General features: G+C 62.1%; 23 protein-coding genes. 16 read left to right on the top strand and 7 right to left on the bottom strand.

Annotated elements, in window-relative coordinates:
- The first annotated feature begins 41 nt into the window (after nucleotides 1–41).
- The 14 genes from cobO to KZX66_RS07415 all read left to right on the top strand — a co-directional run bounded on the left by cobO (nucleotide 42) and on the right by KZX66_RS07415 (nucleotide 11,231).
- Nucleotides 42–653, top strand: a complete 612-nt coding sequence (cobO, locus tag KZX66_RS07475) for a cob(I)yrinic acid a,c-diamide adenosyltransferase (RefSeq protein WP_248077987.1) — start codon at nucleotides 42–44, stop codon at nucleotides 651–653.
- Nucleotides 650–1,954: a cobyrinate a,c-diamide synthase gene (locus KZX66_RS07470; protein ID WP_248077985.1), complete on the top strand. Its 1,305-nt coding sequence runs from the start codon at nucleotides 650–652 to the stop codon at nucleotides 1,952–1,954. The genes cobO and KZX66_RS07470 overlap by 4 nt, the downstream gene beginning before the upstream one ends.
- Nucleotides 1,951–2,601 carry a 5,6-dimethylbenzimidazole synthase gene (gene bluB / locus KZX66_RS07465; protein ID WP_248077983.1) on the top strand — a complete coding sequence of 217 codons (651 nt, stop codon included), beginning with the start codon at nucleotides 1,951–1,953 and terminating at the stop codon, nucleotides 2,599–2,601. The genes KZX66_RS07470 and bluB overlap by 4 nt, the downstream gene beginning before the upstream one ends.
- Entirely contained in the window at nucleotides 2,598–3,506 is a 909-nt protein-coding gene (gene cbiB / locus KZX66_RS07460) for an adenosylcobinamide-phosphate synthase CbiB (RefSeq protein ID WP_248077981.1), read from the top strand. Before bluB ends, cbiB begins: the two co-directional genes overlap by 4 nt.
- On the top strand, nucleotides 3,499–4,488 hold the full coding sequence (cobD, locus tag KZX66_RS07455; protein ID WP_248077980.1) for a threonine-phosphate decarboxylase CobD: 990 nt from the start codon (nucleotides 3,499–3,501) through the stop codon (nucleotides 4,486–4,488). Before cbiB ends, cobD begins: the two co-directional genes overlap by 8 nt.
- Nucleotides 4,485–5,951 (top strand): cobyric acid synthase, encoded by a 1,467-nt coding sequence (locus KZX66_RS07450; protein WP_248077979.1) that lies wholly within the window; start codon nucleotides 4,485–4,487, stop codon nucleotides 5,949–5,951. The genes cobD and KZX66_RS07450 overlap by 4 nt, the downstream gene beginning before the upstream one ends.
- Entirely contained in the window at nucleotides 5,939–6,460 is a 522-nt protein-coding gene (gene cobU, locus KZX66_RS07445; RefSeq protein ID WP_248077978.1) for a bifunctional adenosylcobinamide kinase/adenosylcobinamide-phosphate guanylyltransferase, read from the top strand. Before KZX66_RS07450 ends, cobU begins: the two co-directional genes overlap by 13 nt.
- Nucleotides 6,457–7,512, top strand: coding sequence for a nicotinate-nucleotide--dimethylbenzimidazole phosphoribosyltransferase (cobT, locus tag KZX66_RS07440; RefSeq protein ID WP_248077977.1), 1,056 nt, complete (start codon nucleotides 6,457–6,459; stop codon nucleotides 7,510–7,512). Before cobU ends, cobT begins: the two co-directional genes overlap by 4 nt.
- Complete coding sequence (cobC, locus tag KZX66_RS07435) at nucleotides 7,509–8,084, top strand: alpha-ribazole phosphatase family protein (protein WP_248077976.1); 576 nt, start codon at nucleotides 7,509–7,511, stop codon at nucleotides 8,082–8,084. Before cobT ends, cobC begins: the two co-directional genes overlap by 4 nt.
- Before the next feature lie 2 nt (nucleotides 8,085–8,086).
- Nucleotides 8,087–8,815: an adenosylcobinamide-GDP ribazoletransferase gene (locus KZX66_RS07430; protein WP_248077975.1), complete on the top strand. Its 729-nt coding sequence runs from the start codon at nucleotides 8,087–8,089 to the stop codon at nucleotides 8,813–8,815.
- 42 nt (nucleotides 8,816–8,857) lie between these two features.
- Complete coding sequence (locus KZX66_RS07425; protein ID WP_248077974.1) at nucleotides 8,858–9,262, top strand: MarR family winged helix-turn-helix transcriptional regulator; 405 nt, start codon at nucleotides 8,858–8,860, stop codon at nucleotides 9,260–9,262.
- 63 nt (nucleotides 9,263–9,325) lie between these two features.
- Nucleotides 9,326–10,525, top strand: coding sequence for an MFS transporter (locus tag KZX66_RS07420; protein WP_248078198.1), 1,200 nt, complete (start codon nucleotides 9,326–9,328; stop codon nucleotides 10,523–10,525).
- Complete coding sequence (locus KZX66_RS26365; RefSeq protein ID WP_282445859.1) at nucleotides 10,522–10,644, top strand: hypothetical protein; 123 nt, start codon at nucleotides 10,522–10,524, stop codon at nucleotides 10,642–10,644. Before KZX66_RS07420 ends, KZX66_RS26365 begins: the two co-directional genes overlap by 4 nt.
- 35 nt (nucleotides 10,645–10,679) lie before the next feature.
- A complete protein-coding gene (locus KZX66_RS07415; protein WP_248077972.1) occupies nucleotides 10,680–11,231 on the top strand; it encodes a redoxin domain-containing protein in 552 nt (183 codons plus the stop codon).
- Nucleotides 11,232–11,296: 65 nt separating this feature from the next.
- Here KZX66_RS07415 and KZX66_RS07410 read toward each other — a convergent pair whose 3' ends face one another.
- From KZX66_RS07410 to KZX66_RS07395, 4 genes are all read right to left on the bottom strand, one after another.
- Entirely contained in the window at nucleotides 11,297–12,583 is a 1,287-nt protein-coding gene (locus tag KZX66_RS07410) for an outer membrane protein transport protein (RefSeq protein ID WP_248077971.1), read from the bottom strand.
- A 146-nt stretch (nucleotides 12,584–12,729) separates the two neighbouring features.
- The gene (locus KZX66_RS07405) at nucleotides 12,730–13,212 is read right to left on the bottom strand and encodes a hypothetical protein (RefSeq protein ID WP_248077970.1); all 483 of its coding nucleotides are present in this window, start codon (nucleotides 13,210–13,212) and stop codon (nucleotides 12,730–12,732) included.
- 279 nt (nucleotides 13,213–13,491) lie between these two features.
- Nucleotides 13,492–13,716: a hypothetical protein gene (locus KZX66_RS07400; RefSeq protein WP_003175353.1), complete on the bottom strand. Its 225-nt coding sequence runs from the start codon at nucleotides 13,714–13,716 to the stop codon at nucleotides 13,492–13,494.
- A gap of 445 nt (nucleotides 13,717–14,161) precedes the next feature.
- The gene (locus KZX66_RS07395; protein ID WP_248077969.1) at nucleotides 14,162–14,467 is read right to left on the bottom strand and encodes a hypothetical protein; all 306 of its coding nucleotides are present in this window, start codon (nucleotides 14,465–14,467) and stop codon (nucleotides 14,162–14,164) included.
- Nucleotides 14,468–14,924: 457 nt separating this feature from the next.
- Here KZX66_RS07395 and KZX66_RS07390 point away from each other — a divergent pair, with 457 nt between their 5' ends.
- On the top strand, nucleotides 14,925–15,248 hold the full coding sequence (locus KZX66_RS07390; RefSeq protein WP_248077968.1) for a sel1 repeat family protein: 324 nt from the start codon (nucleotides 14,925–14,927) through the stop codon (nucleotides 15,246–15,248).
- A 175-nt stretch (nucleotides 15,249–15,423) separates the two neighbouring features.
- Entirely contained in the window at nucleotides 15,424–16,788 is a 1,365-nt protein-coding gene (gene rmuC / locus KZX66_RS07385) for a DNA recombination protein RmuC (RefSeq protein ID WP_248078196.1), read from the top strand.
- Between the two features lie 11 nt (nucleotides 16,789–16,799).
- On the opposite strand, the gene KZX66_RS07380 is transcribed toward rmuC, so the two are convergent.
- The 3 genes from KZX66_RS07380 to KZX66_RS07370 form a co-directional block, all read right to left on the bottom strand.
- Nucleotides 16,800–20,270, bottom strand: a complete 3,471-nt coding sequence (locus tag KZX66_RS07380; protein WP_248077967.1) for a PAS domain-containing hybrid sensor histidine kinase/response regulator — start codon at nucleotides 20,268–20,270, stop codon at nucleotides 16,800–16,802.
- 114 nt (nucleotides 20,271–20,384) lie between these two features.
- Nucleotides 20,385–20,768, bottom strand: a complete 384-nt coding sequence (locus KZX66_RS07375) for a YbaN family protein (RefSeq protein ID WP_248077966.1) — start codon at nucleotides 20,766–20,768, stop codon at nucleotides 20,385–20,387.
- A gap of 20 nt (nucleotides 20,769–20,788) precedes the next feature.
- Entirely contained in the window at nucleotides 20,789–21,376 is a 588-nt protein-coding gene (locus KZX66_RS07370) for a YecA family protein (protein ID WP_248077965.1), read from the bottom strand.
- Between the last annotated feature and the right edge of the window lie 22 nt (nucleotides 21,377–21,398).

Below are 21,398 nucleotides of genomic sequence, written 5' to 3'. Positions count from 1 at the left end.
TCCTGCCCGCCGTTTTTGTTCAGCCCCAACGGAGAGCTGCCATGACCGATACCCCCGACCGCGACGAACGCCACCTGGCGCGCATGCTGCGCAAAAAAGCCGTGATCGACGAGCGCATCGCCAACTCCCCCAACGAATGCGGCTTGCTGCTGGTGCTCACCGGCAACGGCAAAGGCAAGAGCAGTTCGGCGTTCGGCATGCTTGCCCGGGCCATGGGGCATGGCATGCAGTGCGGCGTGGTGCAGTTCATCAAGGGGCGCAACAGCACCGGCGAGGAGCTGTTTTTCCGACGTTTCCCCGAGCAAGTACGCTTTCATGTGATGGGCGAAGGTTTCACCTGGGAAACCCAGGACCGCCAACGCGATATCGCCGCCGCCGAGGCTGCCTGGGCCGTGTCGCGCCAATTGCTGCAAGACCCGGCCATCGGCCTGGTGGTGCTGGACGAGTTGAACATCGCCCTCAAGCACGGCTACCTCGACCTTGACCAGGTGCTCAGTGACCTGCAAGCCCGCCCGCCGATGCAGCATGTGGTGGTGACCGGTCGCGGCGCCAAGCCCGAGCTGATCGAAATGGGCGACACCGTCACCGAAATGGGCATGCTCAAGCACGCGTTCCAGGCCGGTATCAAGGCACAGAAGGGCGTCGAACTTTGAATCAGCCCCGTCATTGCCCGGCCGTATTGATCGCCGCACCGGCGTCCGGCCAGGGCAAAACCACCGTCACCGCTGCATTGGCCCGTTTGCACCGCAACCTGGGGCGCAAGGTGCGCGTGTTCAAATGCGGCCCGGACTTTCTGGACCCGATGATCCACGAGCGCGCCAGCGGTGCGCCGGTGTATCAATTGGACATGTGGATGGTGGGCGAGCAGGAAAGTCGCCGTCTGCTGTGGGAAGCGGCGGGAGAGGCCGATCTGATCCTGATCGAAGGCGTGATGGGCCTGTTCGACGGCACCCCGTCCAGCGCTGACTTGGCGCGGCACTTCGGTGTGCCGGTGCTCGGCGTGATCGACGGCACCGCCATGGCCCAGACCTTCGGTGCGCTGGCGTTAGGCCTGGCGCGCTACCAGCCGGACTTGCCGTTTGCCGGCGTGCTGGCCAACCGCGTCGGCACCCTGCGCCATGCACAGTTGCTCGAAGGCAGTCTCACCGAGGGCCTGCGCTGGTATGGCGCATTGTCCCGGGAGACCGGTATCGAGTTGCCCAGCCGTCACCTGGGCCTGGTGCAGGCCAGCGAATTGAATGACCTCGATGTGCGCCTGGACGCCGCCGCCCAAGCCCTGGGCAGCAGTTGCGAAGTGGCGTTGCCACCACCGGTGACCTTCGCCGCGCCGCAGGTGATCGAGGCCGAGCCTTTGCTGGCAGGCGTACGCATCGCCGTGGCCCGTGATGAGGCCTTTGCCTTCACCTACGGAGCCAGCCTTGACCTGTTGCGCGCGATGGGCGCCGAACTGAGCTTTTTCTCGCCGATCCATGATCGTGAGCTGCCCGCCGCCGACAGCCTGTATTTACCCGGCGGTTACCCGGAACTGCACCACCAGGCGCTGTCGGAAAACACCCCGATGCTCGCGGCCATCCGTGCCCATCACGCCGCCGGCAAACCGTTGCTCGCGGAGTGTGGCGGCATGCTTTACCTGCTGGACTCGCTCACCGATGTCGATGGCCACCGCGCTGAACTGCTCGGCCTGCTCCAGGGCGATGCGGTGATGCAAAAGAAACTCGCGGCCCTGGCCCTGCAAAGTGTCGAGTTGCCCGAAGGCGTGCTGCGCGGCCATACCTATCATCATTCCCTGACCAACACCGAGTGGCAGCCGATTGCCCGAGGGCTGAGCCCCAATGGTGGGCGCGGGGCGGAGGCCGTTTACCGACAAGGGCGGATGACCGCGTCCTACGTGCACTTTTACTTCCCGTCCAACCCAGCGGCAGTGGCGGCGCTCTTTGCGCCGCAACCCTCATGACTGACAACGCGTTCCCCCAGGCCGACCGCGCGGCGGTTTACCGCGCCATCGCCGAACGCCGCGACATGCGCCACTTCAGCGGCGGCACCGTGGCGCCTGAGTTGCTGCATCGCCTGCTCCAGGCCGCACACCAGGCACCCAGTGTCGGGCTGATGCAACCGTGGCGTTTTATCCGCATCAGCGACCGCCACCTGCGTGGGCAGATCCAGCATCTGGTGGAAGAAGAGCGCGTGCGCACCGCCGAAGCCCTGGGCGAGCGCTCCGATGCGTTCATGAAGCTCAAGGTCGAAGGCATCCACGATTGCGCCGAGGTGCTGGTCGCGGCACTGATGGATGACCGTGAGCGCCACATCTTCGGGCGGCGCACCTTGCCGGAGATGGACATGGCGTCGCTGTCGTGTGCCATTCAGAATCTATGGCTGGCCGCCCGCGTCGAAGGCCTGGGCATGGGCTGGGTGTCGTTGTTCGAGCCCCAGGCGCTGGCCGACTTGCTGGGCTTGCCGCCCGGCGCCAAACCCCTGGCCGTGCTGTGCCTGGGCCCGGTGGCCGAGTTTTATCCGGCACCGATGTTGCAGCTCGAAGGCTGGACCGAACCACGGCCGCTGAGTGACATGTTGTTTGAGAACAGGTGGGGAGTGAGTCAATGAGTGTGGCCTTGCTGTGTGTCGCTGCGGTGGCGCTGGATGCGCTGCTGGGTGAGCCCAGGCGCTGGCATCCGCTGGTGGCGTTCGGCAACTTTGCCGGGCGCATCGAGCAGCGTTTCAACTCCGGCGGTCGGGGCTGGCGCAGCCATGGTGTGACCGCCTGGTTTGTCGCGGTGGTGCCGCTGACCCTGCTGGCCACCGCCTTGTCGTGGGCGCCGTATATCGGCTGGGCACTGGAAATTCTGGCGTTGTACTGTGCCCTTGGCATGCGCAGCCTCGGCGAACATGTCATGCCTGTCGCCCAGGCCTTGCGCAGCGATGACCTGGATCAGGCACGCCTGCGCGTGAGCTACCTGGTGAGCCGTCAGACCAGCGAACTGGACAGTACCGAAGTGGCCCGTGCCGCAACGGAATCGGTGCTGGAAAACGGCAGCGACGCGGTGTTTGCCGCGCTGTTCTGGTTTGTCGTCGCCGGTGTGCCGGGCGTGGTGCTCTACCGCCTGAGCAATACCTTGGACGCCATGTGGGGCTATCGCAACGAACGCTTTGAGCGCTTCGGTTGGGCGGCGGCGAAAATCGACGACGTGCTCAACTACATTCCGGCACGTCTGGTGGCCTTGACCTACGCGGTATTGGGCAAAACCGCGCTGGCGCTCAAATGCTGGCGCACCCAGGGACCGACGTGGGACAGCCCCAATGCAGGCCCGGTGATGGCGGCCGGCGCAGGCGCGTTGGGCGTCGAGTTGGGCGGCGCGGCGATTTATCACGGCCAGTTGCACCAACGTCCACCTTTGGGCGAAGGCCCGGCTGCAGATGCCGATTCTATTGAGCGCGGCTGGCAACTGGTGCAGCGCGGCGTATGGTTGTGGCTGCTGGTCTTATGCGCGGGGGCGCAATTCTATGCTTGAACACGGTGGTCGGCTGCGTAAGGCGTCCGTTGAGTACGGGATTGCCGAGGCCAATTGGCTTGATCTCTCCAGCGGCCTGGCGCCTTGGCCGTGGCCGATCCCCGAGATTCCGTTGCGCGCCTGGGCGCGCTTGCCGGAAACCGACGACGGCCTTGAGCAGGCAGCCAGCGACTATTACCGCGCCGCGCATCTATTGCCGGTGCCGGGTTCCCAGGCGGCTATCCAGTTGCTGCCGCGCCTGCGCCGTGCGGGCAAGGTCGGCGTGTTGTCGCCGTGTTACGCCGAACACGCCGAGGCCTGGCGTCGCGCAGGCTACGTGGTGCGTGAGGTGCAGGAGCAGGAAGTCGACTTTTTCCTCGATGGCCTGGATGTGCTGGTGGTGGTCAATCCCAACAACCCGACTGGCTTGAGCCTGTCTTCGCAGCGCCTGTTGGACTGGCATACCCGTCTGGCCCGGCGTGGCGGCTGGCTCGTGGTGGACGAAGCGTTTATGGACGTAACCCCCGAGTTGAGCCTGGCGGGCCAGGCCCATCAGGTCGGGCTGATTGTGCTGCGCTCGTTCGGCAAGTTTTTTGGCCTCGCCGGGGTGCGCCTGGGCTTTGTATTGGCCGAACGTCGGCTGCTCAAGTTGCTCGCCGAGCAAGTCGGACCGTGGGCGGTCAGTGGCCCGACGCGGGTGCTGGGTCAGGTTTGCCTGCGCGACAGCGTTGGCCACGCACGCCAGCGTGAACGGTGCATCGAGGCCGGTCAGCGCTTGTTCGCACTGCTTGAGCGCCATGGCTTTCAACCCCATGGCGGTTGCGCGCTGTTCCAATGGCTGATCACCCCGCACGCCGAGCGCATGTTCGAATTCATGGCTCAGCGCGGCATTCTGCTGCGCCTGTTCGTGCACAACAGCAGCCTGCGTTTCGGCCTGCCGGGCACTGAGGCTGACTGGCTGCGCCTCGACGAAGCCCTGGCGGCCTATAAGGATGCTTCATGAGCACGCTGATGGTACAGGGCACCACCTCCGATGCCGGCAAAAGCACCCTGGTGACCGCGTTGTGTCGCTGGCTGGTGCGCCAAGGCGTCGCAGTGGTGCCGTTCAAACCGCAGAACATGGCGCTCAACAGTGCCGTGACGGCCGAAGGAGGCGAGATCGGTCGCGCCCAGGCGGTGCAGGCCCAGGCCGCCAATCTCGCACCCCACACCGATATGAACCCGGTGCTGCTCAAACCCAACAGTGACACCGGCTCGCAGGTGATCATCCACGGCCGCGCCGTCACCAGCATGAACGCCGTGGCCTACCACGATTACAAAGCCATCGCGATGCAAGCGGTGTTGGCGTCCCACGCGCGCTTGAGCGAACGCTACCCGGTGGTGATGGTGGAGGGGGCGGGGTCGCCTGCAGAGATCAACCTGCGCGCCAATGACATCGCGAACATGGGCTTCGCCGAGGCGGTGGATTGCCCGGTGCTGCTGATCGCCGATATCAATCGCGGCGGGGTGTTCGCCCATCTGGTGGGCACCCTGGAATTGCTCTCGCCCAGCGAGCAGGCGCGGGTCAAGGGTTTCATCATCAATCGTTTTCGCGGTGACATCGCGCTGTTGCAACCCGGTCTGGATTGGCTGGAGGCGCGCACCGGAAAACCGGTGGTGGGCGTATTGCCTTACGTGATGGACCTGCACCTGGAAGCCGAAGACGGCATCGACCGGCGCCAGATCGACAAAACCGCACAAGTGCTCAAGGTGGTAGTGCCGGTGCTGCCGCGCATCAGCAACCACACGGATTTCGACCCGCTGCGCCTGCACCCCCAGGTGGACTTGCAGTTCGTCGGGCCCGGCCAGCCGATTCCTGGCGCCGACCTGATCATCCTGCCGGGCTCTAAAAGCGTGCGCAGCGACTTGGCCTACTTGCGCGCTAATGGCTGGGACAGCGCCGTGGCGCGGCACTTGCGCTATGGCGGCAAAGTGCTCGGCATTTGTGGCGGTCTGCAGATGCTGGGCGAGCAGGTGCACGACCCGCTTGGCCTGGAAGGCACGGCCGGGTCCAGCGACGGCCTCGGCCTGCTGGCGTTCAGCACCACCCTGGAAGAAGAAAAACAGCTGCGCAATGTGCGTGGGCGCCTGGTGCTGGAAGACGCCGAGGTCAGCGGCTATGAGATCCATGCGGGCGTGACGCGCGGCGATGGGTTATCGAACGCGGCCGTGCAGTTGGATGACGGTCGCCGTGACGGCGCCCGGAGTGCTGACGGGCAGATCCTCGGCACCTATCTGCATGGCCTGTTCGAGACCTCGGCGGCGTGCAGTGCCTTGCTGCGCTGGGCCGGTTTGCAGGATGTGCAGGACGTGGATTACCACGCCCTGCGCGAGCGCGATATCGAGCGCCTGGCGGACCTGGTGGAGAACCATCTGGACACCGATTTGTTACGCCGCCTGTGTGGGGTTGCCCCATGCACCAACTGATCCTCGGCGGCGCCCGTTCAGGCAAAAGCCGTCTCGCCGAACGGCTTGCCGGCGACACTGGGTTGCCCGTCATCTATATCGCCACCAGCCAACCCCTCGACGGCGAGATGAACGCCCGTGTGGCCTTGCATCGCCAGCGTCGCCCCGCGCATTGGGGCTTGATCGAAGAACCTGTGGAACTGGCACGCGTGCTGCGCGAGAACGCCGCGCCCGAACGCTGCCTGCTGGTGGACTGCCTGACGTTGTGGCTGACCAACCTGCTGATGCTGGAAGACCCAGAGCGTCTGGCGTTCGAGCGCGAGCAATTACTGGACTGCCTGGCCGCGTTGCCGGGTGAAATCATTTTTGTCAGCAACGAGACCGGACTGGGTGTCGTGCCGCTGGGCGAATTGACTCGCCGCTATGTAGATGAAGCCGGTTGGCTGCATCAAGCTTTGGCCGAGCGGTGTCAGCGTGTGGTGCTGACCGTCGCCGGCCTGCCCCTGACATTGAAAGGTACCGCGTTATGACTGACACCTGGTGGCTCAACCCGTGTAAGGCTATTGACGCCGTTGCGTCCGAACAGGCCCTGGCGCGTCAGCAGCAACTGACCAAACCGGCCGGCTCTCTTGGCCGTCTGGAAGCGCTGGCGGTGCAATTGGCCGGCTTGCAGGGCCAGGCCAAACCGTCGTTGGACCACCTGTGGATCGCGATTTTTGCTGGCGACCACGGCGTGGTTGCCGAAGGGGTATCCGCCTTCCCTCAGGAAGTCACCGGGCAGATGCTGCATAACTTTGTCAGCGGCGGCGCCGCCATCAGCGTGTTGGCGCGGCAGTTGGATGCGCGCCTGGAAGTGGTCGACCTCGGCACGGTAAACGCCGAGTTGAGCCTGCCGGGCGTGCGCCACCTGAACATCGGCGCGGGCACTGCCAATTTCGTGTACGGCCCGGCGATGACCGCTGCCCAGGGGCGACTCGCATTGCACGCCGGTCGCGACAGCGTGCTGCGTGCCCGCGAAAGCGGTGCGCAATTGTTTATTGGCGGCGAAATGGGCATCGGCAATACCACCGCCGCCAGCGCGCTGGCCTGTGCGCTGCTCGATTGCCAGGTCAGCGACCTCACCGGCCCGGGTACCGGCTTGAATGCGCAAGGGGTGAGCCACAAGGTCGTCGTCATCGAACGCGCCTTGGCGTTGCACGCCGCGCAGCGTGGTGAGGTGTTACACACCCTGTTCAATCTGGGCGGCTTCGAGATTGCAGCCTTGGTGGGCGCGTACCTTGCCTGTGCCCAGGAAGGCGTCGTGGTGCTGGTCGACGGGTTTATCTGCACGGTCGCCGCGTTGGTCGCCACGCGCCTGAACCCGGCGTGCCGCCACTGGTTGGTGTTCGGGCATTCGGGCGCCGAGCCTGGCCATCGCCATGTGCTGCACAGCCTCGATGCACAACCGTTGCTGGAACTGGGTCTGCGCCTGGGTGAGGGCAGTGGTGCGGCGTTGGCCGTGCCGCTGATGCGTCTGGCGTGTGCGCTGCACGGTCAGATGGCGACCTTTACCGAAGCGGCCGTCGCAGACCGCCCGGCATGACCTTGCACCTGGACCTGTTGCGTCACGGCGAAACCGAACAGGGCGGCGGCCTGCGTGGCAGCCTGGACGACGCACTGACCGCCAAAGGCTGGGCGCAGATGCGCGATGCTGTGGCGGAGCAGGGGCCTTGGGATCGGTTGATCAGCTCGCCGTTGCAACGCTGCGCACGGTTCGCCGATGAACTGGGGGCGCGGCTCAAGCTGCCGGTCAGTCTGGAAAAGGACCTTCAGGAGCTGCATTTCGGCGCCTGGGAAGGGCGCAGCGCAGCGGCGTTAATGGAGACCGACGCCGAAGGGTTGGGGCTGTTCTGGGCCGATCCCTATGGCTTTACGCCCCCGGAAGGGGAGCCCGTCAGCGAATTTTCCGAGCGCGTCTTAGCTGCCGTCTCGCGCTTGCATCAGGCGTATGCCGGTGAGCGTGTGTTGTTGATCAGCCATGGCGGCGTGATGCGTTTGCTGCTGGCGCGCGCTCGTGGCTTGCCCCGTGAGCAATTGCTGAATGTCGAGGTGGGTCATGGCGGGCTGTTCAGTCTGCGTGTCAGCGCCGACGGTGTATTGCAGGAAGGCCGCTGAACATGTTGCCTTTCTGGATTGCCCTGCAGTTTCTCAGCAGCTTGCCGATTCGCTTGCCGGGGATGCCTCAGCCTCAGGAGCTGGGGCGCTCGCTGCTGTTTTATCCGATGGTCGGGTTGCTGTTCGGGCTGCTGCTATGGGGCTTGAACCTGGCGCTGACAGGCGCGCCGTTGCTGCTGCATGCGGCGCTGCTGCTCACCGCCTGGGTATTGCTCAGTGGCGGCTTGCATCTGGATGGCCTGGCGGACAGCGCCGACGCGTGGCTGGGCGGCTTCGGCGATCGCGAACGCACCCTCACCATCATGAAGGACCCGCGCAGCGGACCAATTGCCGTGGTGACCCTGGGCCTGGTGTTACTGCTTAAGTTCAGCGCGTTGGTGGCGCTGATCGAGCAGCACAATGGCGCCGCGCTGATTTTGGCGCCACTGATTGGGCGGGCGTCGATGCTGGCGCTGTTTCTGACCACGCGCTATGTGCGTGCAGGCGGCTTGGGCCAGGCGCTGTCGGATCATTTACCAAGAACTGTCGGCCAGCAGGTGCTGATCCTCAGTGGCCTGGCCTGCCTGCTTATCGGCGGTTTCAGCGGCGGGATCGCCGTGCTGCTCGCCGCGCTGTGCTTTGTGGGCCTGCGTCAGTTGATGGTCAATCGCCTTGGCGGCACCACCGGAGACACCGCCGGGGCTCTGTTGGAGCTGCTGGAGACCGCTGTCGTGGTGGGCCTGGCGCTGTAACACTTTCTTGCATTTCCGTAATCGCGGGTATATACACGTTCCATGCTTGCCTCCCAATGCTTATGCACCAACCTGCGACGTGCCGCCCGTGGCGTCAGCAGGCATTACGACGGCGCCCTCGACGGCTTCGGGATCAACGTTGCCCAGTATTCTTTGCTGTGTAACCTGCAACGCCTCGATCAGCCAAGCATTTCCAGCCTGGCAGAAGCCATGGGTCTGGATCGCAGCACCCTGGGGCGTAACCTGCGGGTGCTGGAGTGCGAAGGGTTGGTGCAGTTGGTCGAAGGCGATGACTTGCGCAACCGTCTGGTGCTGTTGACCGATGCCGGTGCAGAGCGACTGGCCGCTGCCTTGCCGGCCTGGGAGGCGGCGCAACAGAAATTGATCGATAAGCTCGGCGCAGAAAAACGCGAAACCTTGTTGGCCTTGCTGGATGAACTCGCCTGAACGCGGGTTTGTTCGAACATAAGCGGGTATATACCCGCGAGCGGAGAATAAGAAATGACCTCGATGTGGCGCACCAGTGGTTGGATCCTTTTAGGGAGTGCGCTGATTCTGGCGTTGTCCCTGGGCGTACGGCACGGTTTCGGCCTGTTCCTGGCGCCGATGAGCAGCGAATTCGGCTGGGGGCGTGAGACCTTCGCCTTCGCCATCGCCCTGCAGAACCTGATCTGGGGCCTGGCGCAACCCTTTACCGGCGCGTTGGCCGACCGTTTCGGTGCCACCAGGGCGGTGTTCGTCGGCGGGGTGTTGTACGCCGCCGGTTTGGTGCTGATGGGCATGTCCGATTCGGCGTTCTCGTTGTCGCTGAGTGCGGGGCTGTTGATCGGTATCGGTCTGTCCGGCACCTCGTTCTCGGTGATCCTGGGAGTGGTCGGTCGCGCGGTGGCGCCGGAGAAGCGCAGCATCGCCATGGGCATTGCCAGCGCTGCCGGTTCGTTCGGCCAATTCGCCATGGTGCCGGGCACCCTGGGGCTGATCAGTTGGCTGGGCTGGTCGGCGGCCTTGTTGGTGCTGGGCTTGATGGTCGCGCTGATCCTGCCGCTGGTTAGCATGCTCAAGGACCGACCGCTGCCGGTCATGGCGGGCCAGCAAACCCTGCGTGAAGCCTTGAAAGAGGCGTGCTCCCACTCGGGGTTCTGGCTGCTGGCGTTTGGCTTTTTTGTCTGCGGTTTCCAGGTGGTGTTTATCGGCGTGCATCTGCCTGCGTATCTGGTGGACCAGCACTTGCCGGCCACGGTGGGCACCACCGTGCTGGCGTTGATCGGCCTGTTTAATATCTTCGGTACCTACACCGCCGGCTGGCTTGGCGGGCGCATGTCCAAGCCGCGCTTGCTCACGGGCTTGTACCTGGCGCGCGCCGTGGTGATCCTGTTGTTCCTGTGGGCGCCGGTCACGGAGGTCACGGCTTATCTGTTCGGCATGGCGATGGGCTTTCTATGGTTGTCCACGGTGCCGCTGACCAACGGCACGGTGGCAACACTGTTCGGTGTACGCAACCTCTCCATGCTGGGTGGGATCGTGTTTCTGTTTCACCAACTGGGTTCGTTCCTGGGTGGCTGGTTGGGCGGGGTGGTCTATGATCGAACCGGCAACTACGATTTGATCTGGCAAGTGGCGATCCTGCTCAGCGTGCTCGCCGCGGCCCTCAATTGGCCGGTGCGTGAGCGGCCGGTCGCGCGATTGCAGGCGCAAATGGAGGCGGCATGAGTTCGACGTGGTATTGGTTCGGCGGCGCAGCGGCCGTTGCCCTGCTGCTGGCCGTGGCATGGTGGGGATGGCAGCGCGGCGGATTGGCGTTGATGCAACTGGGTATGTCGATCTGTTAAGTTCGCTGCCTGAACTCTTTAAAGGACATTTCGACATGCATATGCGCTGGCTGGCTGTACCCGTGCTGATGGCGGCTTTTGGCAGTGTGGCGCTGGCCGCCGATTGCCCTCCCTTGCTCGAAGGCCAGTTGCCCAAGCTGCGCGCCAAGGAATCCATCGACCTGTGCCAGCGCTTTGCCGGCAAGCCCCTGGTGATTGTCAACACCGCCAGCTTCTGCGGGTTCGCGCCACAGTTCAAAGGCCTCGAAGCCTTGTATCAACGTTACAAGGACCAAGGGCTGGAAGTGATCGGCGTGCCGTCCGATGACTTCAAGCAGGAAGCCAAGACCGGTGAGGAGACCGCCAAGGTCTGCTACGTGAATTACGGCGTGACCTTCACCATGACCGAGCCGCAGAAGGTCAAGGGGCCGGATGCGGTGCAGCTGTTCAAGGTATTGGCGCAGCAGAGCAATGCGCCGAAGTGGAATTTCTACAAATACGTGGTGGATCGTCAGGGCAAAGTGATTGCCGATTTCTCCAGCCTGACCAAGCCGGACAGCCCGGAGTTGATCGAGGCGGTGGAGAAGGCGATAGCGTCCAAACCCTGATCTGCGCCCACTGAAAAGCCCCGCCTCCTGTGCAGGAGAGCGGGGCTTTTTTACACCTGTCTGAATCAGAAGGTGTAGGTCATGCCCAGGCCGAAACCGTTGGCACTGTTTTCGTATTTGGCGCGGTAGCTGGCGGTCGAAGGTGCAGCCGCAGTCTGGTTGATCTTGATGTCTTCTTCTTTGAGGTACGAGTAAGCCAGGTCGACGGTCATGTTATCCATGACTTTGTAGCCCAGGCCCACGCTGAAGATCGTGCGGTCGCCCGTTGGGATGCGCGGCGAGCGATTGGTGTTGTTGGTCGGCGACTGGTCGAAGGTCAGGCCGGTACGCAGCACGACTTGTTTGGTCAACTGATAGGACGTACCCACGGCGTAGGCCCAGGTGTCGTGCCAGTTTTGCTCTTCGGTGATTGCGCTGAGCTGGGTCGGAGCGAGTCCGCCACCGCCGACGGCGGTCACGCCTTCGTTGTTGACGGTGATTTCTTTGAGTCGGCTCCAGCGCGTCCAGGTTGCACCGCCATAGAGTTTCCAGGCATCGGTCAGGTCTTGAGTGACCGACAGGTCGTAGGACTCAGGTGTGTCGATCTTCAACGAGGCGTCATAACGGTTGTTGCGCAGGAACGGTTGGGTGGCGGCCGGACCGCTGACGGTGGTGTGGCCTTCGAGCTTGTACTTGACCTTGGAGTGGTAAGTCAGGCCCACACGTGTGGTATCGGTGGCTTGAACCAGTACGCCGACGTTGAAGCCCAGGGCGGTATCGTCACCCTTGATCTTGACGTTGGTATCGGAGACGAGCGGGTTCAGGGTTTTGTCCGACTCCAGCACGCCGGAAATTCGGTTGATGGTCGGACCAAAACCGATCGACACACGGTCATTGAACGCATAGCTGACAGTAGGCTGGAAGGTCATGACCTTCACTTCGCTCTTGCTGCCGAAGCCACGGCCCTGGAAGCCGTTTTCATAATCGGTCACCAGGCCGAACGGTGCGTATACACCAAAGCCGACTGCCCACTGATCGTTGAGTTTGTTGGTGTAGAAACCAAATGGCACAGCGGTGAAGGGAACCATGTCGCCTTTGTTGGAACCGCGAGAGTTGCCACCGGTATCGCTGATGTTCGTGGAGGCATCAATCGCCGCGACGCCGCCGGTGATCTGCTGACCATTGAGGCGAGACATACCGGCAGGGTTACCGTAGACAGTGCTCGCATCATCGGCAGAGGAGGAGCGACCTGCGAAACCGGTACCCATCCCGCTGACGCTCTGTTCGTTCAGTGCAAAGCCGCTTGCGAACAGTTGGGAGGAGGCCATGGCAACGGCGAGGCTAAGTGTGGTCTTGAGCATTACTTTTTTCATTATTAGAACTCCGGGGTGATCACCGCTGCGGAAAGTATCAATAAAATTAAGATCGCGCTATAGGCTGTAACACGCGAGATAGAGCTGTTTTGTAGGACAATCCGACCAGAATCAGGTTTTTTCGGCGAATCTTGCAAACTGCCCGATCAGCAAACCGAGTGATTCAAGGGTGAAACACAGGTTTGCCAGGCGCGCGTGAAATCCCGCAGCTTGCCTTGGGGGTGAAAAATTTCTTTCCAGAGACGTGCCATGGCCAATACATCGCCAGGCGGTGGCAGTGCGGCGCTGTGTTGTTCCACCAGCAGCCAGGCAATGGCGGTGGCGTAACGCAGGTTGACGGTCAGTTCCAACTGGGGCGCGCTGAGGAACGCGTGTTGGCTGGCCAGCCCGCGCACAAGGCTGGCGCGTTCCGGGTCCAATGCCAGGTAGTCATCCCACAGGGCGCGATGGCGCGGTTCGGTGATGCTGTACAGGCCGTGGCCGCGTCGGTCGTGCAAGGCCGAGCCCAGTTCCGACTGGCTGGCGGCAATCCCCAGCAGCAGAGACTCGGCGGATGGGTGGTGACGGTCTAGGTACGTCAATGTTGGCCGGATCACGTAACGACACAATTCACTGGCTGCGATACCCATAGGCGCCTCAATCCGAGAAAGGGTCGGCGAGTCCTGAGAAGTGGGGGCTTGGCAGCAGTGAATCGGATCTCAGGCTCGCCGGAAGCGGATCATGCCGCTTGAGTTGAAGTGTAGTGTCATATTCATGATGTAAAGGACTGTTTTTAAAACATCTTATTGGGCGAGTTATAACGGTTATATCGATTTGAACTGAGTCCGCGGGCTCAAGTGCCAAATCGCAGGCCATAAAAAACCCTGTGTTTTAAACAGGGTTTTTTGTGTTTCAGCAACTCGGGTCGATCAGGCAACCAGTGCCTGACGGGTACGCTCAATCACGGCCTGCAGCGGTTCTGCGCTGGAGTATTGATCGGGGTACAGGCGTTCGCTGTGACGAGCGATGCCGTGTTCGTTGACCAGGGTGAAGCTGAAGCAGCCTTTGCGAGCGGCCATGATCAGGCAGTTCATTGGGGCAAAAGCGTTGGTGAGGGTGCGAATGGCATCCTGAGTATGGATTTGAGCGTTCATATTATCGGTGTTCCTACAAATGACACGGATTCAGAACCGTGCAACGTTAAAACGTTCCAGTGACGTTGATCACTATTGATCAAACGAAGAACCCGACTGGAACAAAGCAGCCAGTTTGAAGCGCTATTAAATTAGGCGCGCTTGGGCTGGCAGGTAGGTACTTAGGAGGGCAGGCAGCACAACAGGGGCAAAGGTTCTGGGCCCAGGGTGAAGATCCTGATCAATTTGCAGATTGGTTCGGTCAGAGTATTTAAACTTCGCGGCACCCTTTGCTTGTTCAAAGGCAGTGTCGTCGCAAGTGATACCTGGAAACCATCGAGGTGGTCGATCCCGTGTTGTTCAGGGGAGTTGTTCGACCAGAATTGACTTTCAGCTTGGTACTAACGCCGCGGATAGTAACGGATTGAAACAAGCAAGGGAAGAGCGAGCATCAAAAAAACTTCAATCAGCCTTCCAGCAAGCTTCGATAAACCAGCACGGTGGCCGCTGCCGCCAGCGAACAGCCCAGCCCGTAAGCGGCGAGCGTCAGGCGCAGGGACCGACCGGTCTCGATGACTTTCATCACATCGCCCATGTCATTGATGCGGCCTTCACCCAGCTCAATGCACAGGCTCACGGCCGTGAACGCGGCCGATAGCAGAATGGCGATGGCAAACAACGCGCCATCCGGGGAGGGCAGCACCGCATTGATACCCAGGGAGATGGCACAGATCACCAGTAACAACCCGGCAAATAATAGAATTCCTTTCATCGACCCTTCCGTTGTCGCACTGTCGGTGGGGCAGTGTGGCGAGCCTTTTGAGGTTTGAAAAGTCCCCGGTGGGACGTGGCGGTAACATTTTTGAAGCCCTTTGCTTCAAAAAAAGCCGGTTATATAACCAATGGCGCATGACTTGTGCACATTAGTTGCGAAGTATGTAACCAGGCTTTCAGGTGCGTGGCCGGTGCGCCATTTGCCTGCAATGAAAATTTAAGTCAATGAAAAATCTGCCTTTTTTTAATTGGTGAAAAAATCGTCAGTTTGACTGCGGGCCCCGTTCCATGGGCGTTTGCGAGAGTTAAAGGCGGGTTGTCCACTGAGTTATCCACAGCTTCTGTGGATTGTCCCGAGCGCTTGCTCTAGGACGGGCGTGCACGGTTTTTTCAGCTTTACCTGTACGAAAAAAAGAGTAGAGTGGCGCGCCTTCCGTTCTGTCCCACAGTGCTTTATGAAGTTTCGCTCAGTATCACCTCCTGTTACCGATACCCCGCCGACTGTTACCGCACCCAAGCGCTTCTCCTTGAAGATTGCGCTGTGGTTGCTCGACAGCCCGCGCCTGGGCCATAGCACCAACGTCAAACACTTCGCCGGGCGCTTGCTCAAACAACCGGCCCGTGAAGGCGTGGTTGCCGCGCAAAGCCGCCTGGGCCAGTTGATGTGCCGTGAATGCGGCAATGCACGCGACCGCCGCATCGGCCACGACCTGTTGCGTTTGGCCGCCCGTGCCGGCGACCGCCGTGCTCAGCGTGAACTGGGTCAGGTCGAAGACTGAGCTGTCCTCCGGCCCTATGCTTGGTTAACCTTGCTCCTTTTCGGTGATGGCAGAAATGGCTATGGCTTTTGACTGGACAGGTATCGCCCTGGGCCTTGCTGGTGCGGCAGTGCCGTTATTGGCACTGTGCTGGCAGCTCCAACGGCGACTGACCGCGCGCACCACCGGCTGGGAACTGCTTGAAGAGCGCCTGGCCATCGCGCAACTGGCCCAGGAGGGGCTTGCCGCGCAGTTGGACGCCAGCCGCGATGAAATCAGCGACCTGAGCCAGGCCAATGCCGCCAAGCAAGCCGACCTGGCCGCCGTGCGCCGCGAGGTCGAGCTGCTGCAGATCGATCGCGACAACGCCCGCGACGCCGCCCACGCCTGGAACCTTGACCGCAGCGCCAAAGAAACCGAATTGCGCCGTCTCGACGCGCTGGCTGCCGCGCTGCGTGCTGAACTGCGTGAGCAGCAGGAAAGCCACCAGCAACGCCTCGCCGACCTGCAAGGCTCGCGCGATGAGCTGCGTGCGCAGTTCGCCGAACTGGCCGGCAAGATCTTTGACGAGCGCGAACAACGCTTTGCCGAAACCAGCCAGGAGCGCCTGGGCCAGTTGCTTGATCCGCTGAAGGAGCGCATCCAGTCGTTCGAAAAACGTGTGGAAGAAAGTTATCAGAACGAAGCCCGCGAGCGTTTTTCCCTGGCCAAGGAGCTTGAACGCCTGCAGCAACTGAACCTGCGCCTGTCAGACGAAGCCACCAACTTGACCCGCGCCCTTAAGGGCCAGAAAACCCAAGGCAACTGGGGCGAACTGATCCTCGAGCGGGTGCTGGAGCACGCCGGTCTGGAAAAGGGCCGTGAGTACCAGACGCAAGTCAGCCTCAAGGGCCCGGATGGCGAGCGCTTCCAGCCGGATGTGCTGATCATGCTGCCCGGCGACAAGCAGGTGGTGGTGGACTCCAAGGTCAGCCTGACCGCCTATCAACAGTACGTCGCAGCAGATGACGAAGTGATTGGTCAGGCAGCGTTGAAGCAGCACGTGCTGTCGCTGCGTAATCATGTCAAAGGCTTGGCCGGCAAGGACTACAAGCGACTGGAAGGCTTGCACAGCCTGGATTTCGTGTTGTTGTTCGTGCCCATTGAAGCGGCTTTTTCCGCTGCATTGCAGGCTGAGCCGAACCTGTTTCAGGAAGCGTTTGACCGTCATATCGTGATCGTCAGCCCCACCACCCTGCTTGCCACGCTGCGGGTGATCGACAGTCTGTGGAAGCAGGAACGCCAAAGCCAGAACGCGCGGGAAATCGCCGAACGTGCCGGTTGGCTGTACGACAAGTTCGTGCTGTTTATCCAGGATCTGGATGAGGTGGGTAACCGTCTGCAACAGCTGGATAAAGCTTACAGCGCGGCGCGAAACAAGCTGACCGATGGGCGCGGCAATCTGGTCAGCCGTACCGAGCAACTCAGGCTGCTCGGTGCGCGGGCCAGTAAAAGCCTGCCCGCGGACCTGCTGGAGCGGGCGATGACCGATGCCGATGGTGTCGCCCATCTGCCTGAATAAACGCGGCTTGATTAAAGCGGCAGATGCCGACTGAGCAATGCCCGCAACGCCGCCGGCTTCACTGGTTTCGCCAGGTAATCCAACCCCGCCGCGTGTACCTCGGCCACCATCTCCGGGCGGCCGTCGGCACTGATCACAACGCCGGGAATCGGCTCCGCCAGTTGCGTGCGAAGCCAGCCCATCAATTCAGTGCCGGTTTCGCCGTGGTCCAGATGGTAATCCACCAGTGCCAATTGCGGCCGTACGCCTTGCGCCAGCAGGGCCGCACACTGTGCCCGGTCGGTGGCGGTCCAGACCTCGCAGCCCCAGCGGGTCAGCAGGCTGCGCATGCCGATCAGGATGCTTTCTTCGTTATCCACACACAGCACCTGCGCGCCGCTCAACGGCACGCCATTTTCCTGGGGCGCTTTGATCTGCGGGCTGGTCTGGTTGCGCGCCAGCGGCACGCGCACGCTGAACACGCTGCCCTTGCCCGGCCAGGAGCGCACGCTGAGGCGATGGCCCAGCACGCGACACAGGCCGTCGGCGATCGCCAGGCCCAGGCCCAGGCCTTTTTCGGCGCGGGTCTGGTGGCTGTCCAGGCGCTTGAACTCTTCGAAGATCACCTTCTGTTTGTCCTGCGGGATACCGGGGCCACGGTCCCACACTTCCAGGCACAGTTCGCCACGGCGCCTGCGTACGCCAAGCAGGACTGGGCCGTCGGCATAACGGAAAGCGTTAGTCAGAAAATTCTGCAGGATTCGTCGTAGCAGCTTGATATCGCTGTCGACCCGCAAGCGACTGCCACGCAGGCGGAAGCGTAAGCCTTGCTCCTGGGCCAGCGCTTTGAACTCGGCGCCCAGGGTGTCGAACAGTTCATTGAGCACAAAGGGCTGGCGCTGCGGGTTGATCTTGCCGTTTTCCAGGCGTGAGATATCCAGCAAGTCGCTGATCAGGTCTTCGGCCGAGCGCAGCGAACTGTCCAGATGTTGCACCAGTTGCCGGGCTTCGCCTGACAGTCCCTCGTTCTGGTGGGAGAGGGCGGCGGAGAACAGGCGGGCGGCGTTCAGCGGCTGCATCAGGTCATGGCTGACGGCCGCGAGGAAGCGTGTCTTCGATTGACTGGCGGATTCGGCCACGCCCTTGGCGTCTGTGAGTGCCACATTGAGCTGCGACAGTTCATGGGTGCGCTCGGTCACCCGTTGCTCAAGACCTTCGTTGGCCTCGGTGAGGGCCTGCTCGGCTTCGCGGAACGCGGTGATGTCGGTGAAACTCATGACGAAACCGCCGCCCGGCATCGGGTTACCAATCAGCTCAATCACCCGGCCATTGGGAAACAGGCGCTCTGACGTGTGCGCGCGCCCTTGGCGCATCCAGTGCAGGCGGCGCGCTACGTGCACTTCGGCCTCGCCGGGGCCGCAGAGGCCGCGCTCGGCGTTGTAGCGGATGATATCGGCGATCGGCCGGCCTACGCTGATCAGTCCTTCGGGGTAATTGAACAGTTCCAGGTAGCGCCGGTTCCAGGCCACCAGTTTGAGGGACTGGTCCACTACGCTGATGCCCTGGGTGATGTTCTCAATGGCGCCTTGCAGCAACGCGCGGTTGAACTGCAGCACTTCCGACGCTTCGTCGGCGATGCGCACCACGTCTTCCAACTGCATGTCCCTGCCTTCGATCGCCGCTTTTACCACCGCGCGGGTCGACGACGCACCGAGTACGCCGGCCAGCAGGCGCTCGGTGTGGGCAATCCAATCGTTGTCGGCATTCTGGTTAGGGTTGAAGCCTTTGCCCTGGCGATAAGCGAAGCGGATAAAACTCTGTTGGGCGCGCTCTTCACCGACAAAGCGCGCGGCCAGGCTGAGCAGGTCGCTGATCTGTACCGACAGCATCGTGCGTGCATTGGCGCGCTGGCTGATTTCCTGACCGATAAAGCGCCCGGCCTGCCAGTGTTCCGACACCCGGGTGCGCGACAGCATCGACACCCACACAAACAGCGTGAAGTTACCCGCCAGGGAAAACACTGTGCCCAGCGTCAGCGAGGTCACCGACAGGCCGAGTGGGTGTGAATGCAGCCACGTCAGCCCCGGGAAAAGGCTGAGGGACCAGCCCAGGCTTTTCGCCGTGACCGGTAGGACCAAGGTGTAGAACCACAGGAACGTACCGGCCGCCAGCCCGGCAAATACACCACGCCGGTTGGCCTGCTTCCAGTACAGCGCGCCGAGCATGGCGGGGGCGAGTTGAGTCACTGCGGCAAAGGCAATCTGGCCGATGGTCGCCAGGCTGGCGCTGGACCCCAGCAGCCGGTAACTGACATAGGCCAGCAGCAAAATAATGACAATGCTGACCCGGCGAACCGAGAGCATCCAGTGGCGGAACACTTCGAACGGCCGCTCGGCGCTTGATCGACGCAACAACCACGGCAGCAGCATGTCGTTGGAGACCATGGTCGACAGGGCGATGCTCGCCACGATCACCATGCCCGTGGCGGCCGAGGCACCGCCGATAAACGCCAGTACGGCGAGCGCCGGGTGGGCTTCGGCCATGGGCAGGCTGATGACGTATGAGTCCGGCAGCACTGATGCGGGCAGCATCATTTTGCCGCCGAGGGCGATGGGCACCACAAACAGCGCAGCGAGGATCAGGTAGGCGGGGAATACCCATTTGGCCAGGCGCAGGTCCTGGGGCTCGATGTTCTCCACCACCGTGACATGGAACTGCCGAGGCAGGCAGATGATCGCCATCATTGCCACGCCGGTTTGCACCACCATCGATGGCCAATTGACGGTTTCTTTCCAATATTCTTCCAGCCGGGGCGCGAGCATCGCCTGGCTGAACAGATCGCCGAAACCGTCGTACAGGCCGTAGGTCACAAACGCACCGACCGCGAGAAACGCTAACAGCTTGACCAGGGATTCGAACGCGATCGCGAGCACCATGCCGCGGTGGTGTTCGGTGGCGTCGAGGTTGCGTGTACCGAACACAATGGTGAACAAGGCCAGCACCAGGGACACGATCAAGGCGGTGTCCTGCGCGCGCGTGCCGGTGGCGTCGGCACCGGCACCGATCAGCAGGTTCACCCCCAGCACGATGCCTTTGAGTTGCAGAGCGATATAGGGCAGCACGCCCACCAGGCAGATCAGCGCGACCACCACCGCCAAAGACTGGGATTTGCCGTAGCGTGCGGCGATAAAGTCGGCGATGGAGGTGATGTTTTCCTGCTTGCTGATCAACACCATTTTTTGCAGGACCCAGGGGGCCAGCATCAGCAGCAGCACGGGTCCCAGGTAGATCGGTAAAAATGCCCACAGTTGTTCTGCGGCCTGGCCTACTGAGCCGAAGAACGTCCAACTGGTGCAATACACCGCCAGCGACAGGCTATATACCCAGGCACGCATGCGCGGCGGCAATGGCGCGCGGCGGCGGTCACCGTAAAAAGCGATGGCAAACATAATGGCCATATAGGCCAGGGCAACGGCGGCGATAAGCCCGCTGGACAGCGTCATGGTAACTCCGAGCATAAGAACACCTGGGCATTCCAGGCCCGGTTGGACAGTCTCGCATGATGCTTGGGGTTAGTCAGTGTCGACCATGGTCTGAGCGCGACTTGATGTCGCTGTCTAGCGAGGCGGCAGGGTTTTCTGGCGCAGGATATAGATCGTCACCAGCACCGCGCTGGTCAGCATGAACCCGCGTGCCCACGGCAGGGGGACCAGGTAGCACGAAAAACCGATGCTCAGCCACATCAGTCCGATAGCGTAGACCTTACCCTTGAGCGGAATGCCATTGCCGTCCAGATAGTCACGAATCCAGGGGCCCAGGCGCGGGTGTTCCACCAGCCATTGGTAGAAACGCGGGGAGCTTCGGGCGAAGCAAGCGGCGGCAAGCAGGAGGAAGGGTGTGGTCGGCAGCACCGGGAGGAAAATGCCGATCACCCCCAGCGCTACGCTCAGCCAGCCGATGGCCAGCAGCCCGTAGCGCAGGAGCGGCGAGCGGGTGCCCATGGGTGTCACGGGCAAACGACTCAGTGGTGACGTGGCTTGAGGATCGCCGGTTTTTCGTCAGGAGCGTTGCACAGCAGGTACAGCGCGGTGAGGGCTTCCGGGATCTGCACGATCATGTCGTCCATCAGGTTGGCATCGCTGGCGATGTCGGAGAATTCCGGCTGGTCGTCGAACAGACCCGAACCGACCATGATCGGCAGCAGCATTTCGCTGACTTCTTCCTCGGCGGTTTCGAACCAGGCGGCTTCACGCAGGAATACGCCTTCCATGAAGCCGATGCACCAGCCGCGCAGGTCGGAGTCGTCCGGGTCTTCACCCAGGTCCAGCTCGCAAGGCAGTTCGAATTCCTCGTCGGAGGCCAGTTGGCGACCGATGTGGGCTTTGAGGGCGAGCAGGGTGGATTCGATTTCTTCGCGCTGAGCGGCGTCGGCGTAATGCGGCTCTTCGGCGAACAGTGCATCGATCCATTCACGATCAGGGACTTCTTCGGCGCAGATCGACAGGGCGGTCAGGTAGCCGTGGGCGGCCACGTAGTCCAGCGCCTCGTCATGCAGCTCATCGGCGTCGAGGAAGGCTTGCAGGCGGGTTAGTTGCTCAGCGAAGGACATTGAAGGACTACCTTGGGAATAA

Source organism: Pseudomonas sp. EYE_354 (assembly GCF_023148575.1).
In the GTDB taxonomy this organism is placed as follows: Bacteria; Pseudomonadota; Gammaproteobacteria; order Pseudomonadales; family Pseudomonadaceae; genus Aquipseudomonas.
Note: the sequence above shows the minus strand (reverse complement) of the source record. Positions and strands in the feature narration are given on the sequence as shown.

Coding starts and splice junctions, on each gene's coding strand:
- KZX66_RS07380 (WP_248077967.1), bottom strand. CDS start 20,270: ATGACGCTGTCCAGCGGGCTTATCGCCGCCGTTGCCCTGGCCTATATG.
- KZX66_RS07375 (WP_248077966.1), bottom strand. CDS start 20,768: ATGGGCACCCGCTCGCCGCTCCTGCGCTACGGGCTGCTGGCCATCGGC.
- KZX66_RS07430 (WP_248077975.1), top strand. CDS start 8,087: ATGTTGCCTTTCTGGATTGCCCTGCAGTTTCTCAGCAGCTTGCCGATT.
- KZX66_RS07450 (WP_248077979.1), top strand. CDS start 4,485: ATGAGCACGCTGATGGTACAGGGCACCACCTCCGATGCCGGCAAAAGC.
- cobC (WP_248077976.1), top strand. CDS start 7,509: ATGACCTTGCACCTGGACCTGTTGCGTCACGGCGAAACCGAACAGGGC.
- bluB (WP_248077983.1), top strand. CDS start 1,951: ATGACTGACAACGCGTTCCCCCAGGCCGACCGCGCGGCGGTTTACCGC.
- KZX66_RS07405 (WP_248077970.1), bottom strand. CDS start 13,212: ATGGGTATCGCAGCCAGTGAATTGTGTCGTTACGTGATCCGGCCAACA.
- KZX66_RS07400 (WP_003175353.1), bottom strand. CDS start 13,716: ATGAACGCTCAAATCCATACTCAGGATGCCATTCGCACCCTCACCAAC.
- KZX66_RS07420 (WP_248078198.1), top strand. CDS start 9,326: ATGTGGCGCACCAGTGGTTGGATCCTTTTAGGGAGTGCGCTGATTCTG.
- KZX66_RS07395 (WP_248077969.1), bottom strand. CDS start 14,467: ATGAAAGGAATTCTATTATTTGCCGGGTTGTTACTGGTGATCTGTGCC.
- cobO (WP_248077987.1), top strand. CDS start 42: ATGACCGATACCCCCGACCGCGACGAACGCCACCTGGCGCGCATGCTG.
- KZX66_RS07425 (WP_248077974.1), top strand. CDS start 8,858: ATGCTTGCCTCCCAATGCTTATGCACCAACCTGCGACGTGCCGCCCGT.
- KZX66_RS07370 (WP_248077965.1), bottom strand. CDS start 21,376: ATGTCCTTCGCTGAGCAACTAACCCGCCTGCAAGCCTTCCTCGACGCC.
- cbiB (WP_248077981.1), top strand. CDS start 2,598: ATGAGTGTGGCCTTGCTGTGTGTCGCTGCGGTGGCGCTGGATGCGCTG.
- KZX66_RS07410 (WP_248077971.1), bottom strand. CDS start 12,583: ATGAAAAAAGTAATGCTCAAGACCACACTTAGCCTCGCCGTTGCCATG.
- cobT (WP_248077977.1), top strand. CDS start 6,457: ATGACTGACACCTGGTGGCTCAACCCGTGTAAGGCTATTGACGCCGTT.
- cobU (WP_248077978.1), top strand. CDS start 5,939: ATGCACCAACTGATCCTCGGCGGCGCCCGTTCAGGCAAAAGCCGTCTC.
- cobD (WP_248077980.1), top strand. CDS start 3,499: ATGCTTGAACACGGTGGTCGGCTGCGTAAGGCGTCCGTTGAGTACGGG.
- KZX66_RS07390 (WP_248077968.1), top strand. CDS start 14,925: ATGAAGTTTCGCTCAGTATCACCTCCTGTTACCGATACCCCGCCGACT.
- KZX66_RS07415 (WP_248077972.1), top strand. CDS start 10,680: ATGCATATGCGCTGGCTGGCTGTACCCGTGCTGATGGCGGCTTTTGGC.
- KZX66_RS26365 (WP_282445859.1), top strand. CDS start 10,522: ATGAGTTCGACGTGGTATTGGTTCGGCGGCGCAGCGGCCGTTGCCCTG.